This is a genomic window from Fructobacillus sp. EFB-N1 (assembly GCF_001038455.1).
Classification (GTDB): Bacteria; Bacillota; Bacilli; order Lactobacillales; family Lactobacillaceae; genus Fructobacillus; species Fructobacillus cardui.
Genome location: NZ_LDUY01000067.1, coordinates 1 through 5,754, shown reverse-complemented (window position 1 = coordinate 5,754; position 5,754 = coordinate 1). Strand labels below are relative to the sequence as shown.

Sequence of the window (5,754 nt, the reverse complement as noted above, 5' to 3'; positions counted from 1 at the left end):
CCTATTTCTGGGAGCTGGTCTTTTTTACTTTCGGTAACGCACATTATGTTAACTAGTTTTTTTATCTGCGATATACAGAATAAGAGTATACAAAATCATGAAATTGAAAACAGCGTCCATGTTGTCAAACAGATAAGTATGTGACAACAGATTTATGATAATTTGTGTCAAGGTTACTACAAAAAGCGCTTTAATTATGTTTCTAAATAATGATTTTTTTAATATAATTTTTTCTCCGGATATCTTTTTTATAAGAAAAATTGATTTCTAATACATGCAACTTGAAAATACTTGACTAGTATTAAATATTTAGAAAAAAGTCTTCTTTCCAGCAGATTTCCATCCATGTGATATTTGATCTGAGTGTTCAAATGCCTGCTGCGCCATGTAAATACCAAATGGAGCTAGATATCCCCAAAATCCACCATTTATTTCAGATAGTTTTGCTTCATTAATATCCTGGTAAGTGCTTAGAAAATTTAATTTTTTAGTCATCGAGATACATCTCCTTTATATTTTAATTGAATATTAAATTATTACCAATGTGGAACTAGTGTAGTTCCGTGAGCTGGATACTTGCGAGCGGTGTTATATGTCACTCGAGCAGTATATCCTACCCATGTCCAAAATCCATCACTAGATCCACCGATAATATTTTCTAACTCATTATCATTTAATTCTACAAATTTTTGCATATTCTTCTCTCCAATTTTCTGAAATATACGCTAATATAACCATATATTATCTGTAATTTTAAAATAAATCAACATATTTATATATCATATTTTGGTACTAAGTTACTAAAATATGATAGAGTTTTTATAATGTTATTTTACTTTTCTAAAATTCATGTAAAAAGGTACCCAGGAAATATGTTCTATTATGTATCCCAAGTTGATGAACGAGATTGTGGTGTTGCTTGTCTTGCCATGGTGGTCAAAACATATGGTCATGATATTTCAATTGCACGATTGAGAGATTTGGCTAAAACGAATCGTGAGGGGACGACCGCACTAGGACTAAAAAAAGCTGCTGAAAATATTAACTTTGATGTTAAGGCGATTCAGGCCGATATGAGCATCTTTCAGGAGATAAAACGGCTCCCACTTCCTTTTATTGTCCATGTTCAAAAGCCTGATCAAGGTCAGCTGTTAGAACATTATTATGTGGTTTATAAAGTAACCAAAAAGAAAGTATATATTGCTGATCCTGACCCTAATGTCAAAAAAATAAAAATGAGTTACGAGAACTTCGCTAAACAGTGGACAGGCGTGGCTCTTTTTTTGGTGCCTAATCCAGAGTTCAAACCTGAAAAGACAAAAAAAACAGGAATCAGAAGTTTGTTAGCAATTATTGGTAAGCAAAAAGGTTTGATTGCCAATATTGTGGCTAGTTCTCTAGTCGTGACATTAGTTAGTATTATTGGATCTTATTTCATACAATTTCTAGTTGATGAATATGTTCCCAATAACATGATGAATACCCTCACGATTGTCAGTATAGGCTTGATAACAGCCTACATTTTCCAGCAGATCATGTTTTATGTGCAGCAATATCTTTTAATTGTATTGGGACAGCGGTTGTCGATTGATTTGATTCTTTCTTACATCCAACATCTTTTTAAACTACCAATGAACTTTTTTTACACCCGTCGTGTAGGAGAATTGACGTCTCGATTTAACGACGCTAACTCTGTTATTGAGGCAGTGGCCTCATCAATCCTTTCAATGTTTATTGATGTTGTCATTATTATCATGATGGCGATTGTGTTACTGAGCTATAATGCCAATCTGTTTTTAATTACAGCATTATCTATCCCAATTTATGGCTTAATCGTGTTGAGTTTCGTGAAGATTTTTGCCCGTTTGAATCTACAAACAATGCGTTCTGGTGCAGATTTGGAGTCATCGGTCATTGAAAGTCTAAACGGCATGGAAACGATCAAGGCATTAAGAGCAGAAGAAAACAGTTATCAGCATGTTGACCAAGAATATGTACGATTTTTAAAAAACTCATTTTCAAAAGCACGGGTAACAGCGATTCAAGAAGCCTTGAAAGGTGCTTTAAAGCTGATTCTTCAAGTGTTGGTGTTGTGGTATGGTGCAAATCTTGTTGTTCAAAATAAACTGACCATTGGGGAATTGATGGCCTATAACGCCTTATTAGGCTATTTTACGGAGCCGTTGCAATCAATTATTAATTTGCAAAGCCGTATCCAAACCGCCATGGTGGCAGCCCATCGACTAGAAGAAGTCTATGCAGTCAAATCAGAGTTTGCAAATGAAGAAAATAAATTAACGATTGATGCCACCGATTTGGATATTCATTTTCAATCCATTTCATTTGAATATCAATATAATCAAGCTATTATTGATCAATTATCTCTCGCAATCACTAATGGTGAAAAAATAGCGTTAGTTGGGATTTCAGGATCTGGTAAATCAACCCTAGCGAAGTTACTGGTGCGTTTCTTTGATTTAGAACCTAACCATGGGAAGATTACACTAAAAGGTACGGATATTAAGCATCTACCCAAAAAAGCTTTAAGGTCGATGATTACTTATGTACCACAAGAACCGCATTTATTTAATGGGAAAATTATTGATAACTTGTTGATAGGTGTTAAGGGACCTGTTACGACAGAAGAAATCTTTAAAGCCACTGAGATTGCTGGCATTCGAGATGACATTGAAAACATGTCACAAGGCTTTAATACTGAAATTACCGATGCAGGGACACTTTCAGGTGGACAGAAACAGCGAATTTCATTGGCTCGGGCTTTGTTAACAGAATCTAGCGTGTTAATCCTTGATGAATCAACCAGTAATTTGGATGTGTTAACTGAAAAAAAGGTTGTTGATAATTTACTAGCACTGCAGGATAAAACAATTATCTTTGTAGCCCACCGACTAACGATTGCTGAACGCGTGAATCGAGTGGTCATGTTAGAACAAGGGAAGATTGTAGCGGATGGTCCTCATGATGAATTACTAAAAAGTAACCAAGCATATCGAACATTGGTACAGAAATAGCAGAGGGAGTGTATATAAGTGAACGTACGTGACCAGCTTGAAAGTGCTGAATTTTATAATCGTCGTTATGGTACTTTTACCACGAAGCTTATTTGGCCGATTGTGCTTTTTATTGTTATGATGGTTGCCTTTTTATGTTTTACAAAAAAAGAAATAACCGTTAAATCAATTGGTCAAATTATCCCTAAAACAACTTTAACGACGATTCAATCGCCAAGTAATGCGGCGATTATTGAAAATAATTTAAAAGAAAATAAGGTGGTACATTCCGGTGAAACCTTGTTGGTTTTTAATAATCAAGAAACATCGATTAATCAAGATAATAATCAGCAAAAATATAATCGTAATTTGAACCGCCTACAACTTTTAAAGACGTATCAGCAAAGTGTCGAACAAGGGAAAAATCTTTTTCAAACGAATGACGAATATGGTTATGCTAATCAATTTTCTGATTATCAAAGTCAGTTAAATGATCTGGATTTGTCTAATCAAGAAAGTATTGATCAAATTAACCAATCTGATATTGAACAGAAAGAAAAAAATAAAAAGATTGATCAAACGAATCAATCGACTAATCAAAAGAAGTTGTCTTTGAAGTCAAAAACTTTAGCAAGTATTCATCAGGAAGTACAAAGTTTGAATGATAGCGGGATTGATTTAAAGACTAATCAAGAATTATTAAATAATACGGCTAATAGTGCGATGATGAAGGCGCCAATCACTGGGGTATTGCATTTGAAAAATGCTAGTCCAAAGTCACAATATCTTGCGAGTGGTACAGAAGTGGCGGATATCTATCCAGAATTAAAGGAACAACCAATACTTTCAATTCAATTCGCAGTACCTGCTAATCAATTAAATGATTTAAAGTTGCATCAAAAAATTAGATTTCAGACGAATCAAAATGGACCCAAACCTCTTTTGCTGGACGGAAAAATCAATCAGATTGATGAGGCATCAACTGAAACGCAACAGGGAAATGTTTACCGAGTTACAGCGCAATTGTCTTTGAAAAAAACAGATTACGATCAAATACGATATGGGCTGGAAGGGAAAGTATCGGTTATCACAGGTAGAAAAACATGGATGAATTATCTTAAAGATAGTATTTTCAAATAAAATGCAACGTTCGTGGATGAACGTTGCATTTTATTTTTTAAAAGATACATTATGTTAACTAGGTATTTTTTTCATTAGATGAATATCTAATTAATCGGATTAATCGTGGTTCATGTTTGTTCCAATAAATAAAGGTAATGACCACTAATAATAGTTGAAACATTGCGAAAGATGAATGTAGTATGTTAGTTAGTTGGCTGGACACGTCTGCTGTTAATATAAAATCTTTTGTAAAATGCATGAACATAGATAAATACAAGCTACCTGTTTGTACATAGATGGCGCTGTATGAAAGTCCAGATACAAAAGATAATATACATTGTAAAATAACATAGGACACAGATTCATGGGATAAGTTCGTTAGATGCATTAATGCAAAGATAAAATTAGAACTAAAAATTGCTTTAATTAATGCTGTTCGGGAGTAATTATTACGAACAAAATATGTTAAAAAAAATGATAATAGGACTCCTCTAGAAAAGTATTCTTCTGGAATTCCACCCATAAGTCCAGTCAAAATTGCATTTTCTAGATGTGGAGTGGAAAAGAAAGGGATACATACGATACTTATAAAAATAAAAAGAAAAACCGTTAGCCATGACTTTGAGGGCATTAAGAATACTTTTTGCTTTGTTAAAAAGTAATTCAAACTAATAAAAAGAAGCAACTCAGCTGTTTTAAAAATAAAATTGCTCATTATCTGGGATAAATGGAGAATAAAATAGGCTTCATTGATTAATGGGAAAATGATGAATTGTTCTAAAAGTAGAACTCCCAGAATAAATGTTGTAGTTAAAATAATCAAATTTCTTTTATTAGGATAGTTAGGCATCTTCGTTCTCCAAGAATCAAAAGGTAATAGAGTAATAGTTCGCGGTAAAAAAATTAATCTGCTGTTGCTTATATTAGCATACGAGCAAAGAATGAAAAGCTCACGAACCGAATTCGTGAGTTATTTGAGGAATATCAATCTAGGTATGATTACTATTGGATTACTTTACAGTTAAATCATGAAAGAATAATTGTGAATGCTCGTATGCTAATAAAGTGGACAGATGTTATGCACCCATCCACGGTATAGGTTATTGAGGAAAGTGTTTTCTAGTCAGACGGAGGATTGTTAAATGTAAATGTTTTTTCAATGTTATTAATTGTAATTGTGGTATAATGATGTTGTAATTAACTTTTTTGATTTTGATTTGTTTTTCTTGAAGGACGCTCAGCACCAATTATTTTAATTAACAAAAAGTGGTGAGTACACCAAAGGAGAAACATATAATGGAAACAGGTACAGTAAAGTGGTTTAATGGCGACAAAGGATTTGGATTTATCACACGTGAAAGCGGTGATGATGTTTTCGCCCATTTTTCGGCTATTCAGGGTAATGGATTCAAAACGCTTGATGAAGGTCAGTCAGTGACGTTCAGTGTTGAATCTGGTGATCGTGGTTTGCAAGCCGTTAATATTGTTAAAGCATAATGAAAAATAAAAAAGCCCACGTCGTGGGCTTTTTTATTTTGGCAGATTACAAGTTTAATTCGAACAACCCCGAAAAACTTCTAGTGGCGTCTGGTAGTTATGTAACTTCATGGGTCGATTGTTG

At 33.7% G+C, this 5,754-nt stretch carries 6 protein-coding genes; 3 read left to right on the top strand and 3 right to left on the bottom strand.

Annotation, left to right across the window (positions count from 1 at the left end; translation table 11 throughout):
• Positions 1-309: 309 nt before the first annotated feature.
• Together FEFB_RS08125 and FEFB_RS08555 are read right to left on the bottom strand one after the other, a co-directional pair.
• Positions 310-495, bottom strand: coding sequence for a hypothetical protein (locus FEFB_RS08125; RefSeq protein ID WP_047975745.1), 186 nt, complete (start codon positions 493-495; stop codon positions 310-312).
• A 41-nt stretch (positions 496-536) separates the two neighbouring features.
• Positions 537-695: a bacteriocin gene (locus FEFB_RS08555; protein ID WP_082131968.1), complete on the bottom strand. Its 159-nt coding sequence runs from the start codon at positions 693-695 to the stop codon at positions 537-539.
• A 129-nt stretch (positions 696-824) separates the two neighbouring features.
• On the opposite strand from FEFB_RS08555, the gene FEFB_RS08120 reads away from it, so the two are divergent.
• Together FEFB_RS08120 and FEFB_RS08115 are read left to right on the top strand one after the other, a co-directional pair.
• Complete coding sequence (locus tag FEFB_RS08120) at positions 825-3,032, top strand: peptide cleavage/export ABC transporter (RefSeq protein WP_304413449.1); 2,208 nt, start codon at positions 825-827, stop codon at positions 3,030-3,032.
• 18 nt (positions 3,033-3,050) lie between these two features.
• Positions 3,051-4,151: an HlyD family efflux transporter periplasmic adaptor subunit gene (locus tag FEFB_RS08115; RefSeq protein WP_047975743.1), complete on the top strand. Its 1,101-nt coding sequence runs from the start codon at positions 3,051-3,053 to the stop codon at positions 4,149-4,151.
• A gap of 58 nt (positions 4,152-4,209) precedes the next feature.
• On the opposite strand, the gene FEFB_RS09215 is transcribed toward FEFB_RS08115, so the two are convergent.
• Entirely contained in the window at positions 4,210-4,764 is a 555-nt protein-coding gene (locus tag FEFB_RS09215; RefSeq protein ID WP_369795920.1) for a CPBP family intramembrane glutamic endopeptidase, read from the bottom strand.
• Between the two features lie 665 nt (positions 4,765-5,429).
• On the opposite strand from FEFB_RS09215, the gene FEFB_RS08105 reads away from it, so the two are divergent.
• Positions 5,430-5,630 (top strand): cold-shock protein, encoded by a 201-nt coding sequence (locus FEFB_RS08105; protein WP_047975741.1) that lies wholly within the window; start codon positions 5,430-5,432, stop codon positions 5,628-5,630.
• Positions 5,631-5,754: the final 124 nt, after the last annotated feature.

Bases quoted from the DNA above. Each gene is read 5' to 3' on its own strand.
- FEFB_RS08125 (WP_047975745.1), bottom strand. From the start codon at position 495: ATGACTAAAAAATTAAATTTTCTAAGCACTTACCAGGATATTAATGAA.
- FEFB_RS08120 (WP_304413449.1), top strand. From the start codon at position 825: ATGTTATTTTACTTTTCTAAAATTCATGTAAAAAGGTACCCAGGAAAT.
- FEFB_RS08555 (WP_082131968.1), bottom strand. From the start codon at position 695: ATGCAAAAATTTGTAGAATTAAATGATAATGAGTTAGAAAATATTATC.
- FEFB_RS08105 (WP_047975741.1), top strand. From the start codon at position 5,430: ATGGAAACAGGTACAGTAAAGTGGTTTAATGGCGACAAAGGATTTGGA.
- FEFB_RS09215 (WP_369795920.1), bottom strand. From the start codon at position 4,764: ATGCCCTCAAAGTCATGGCTAACGGTTTTTCTTTTTATTTTTATAAGT.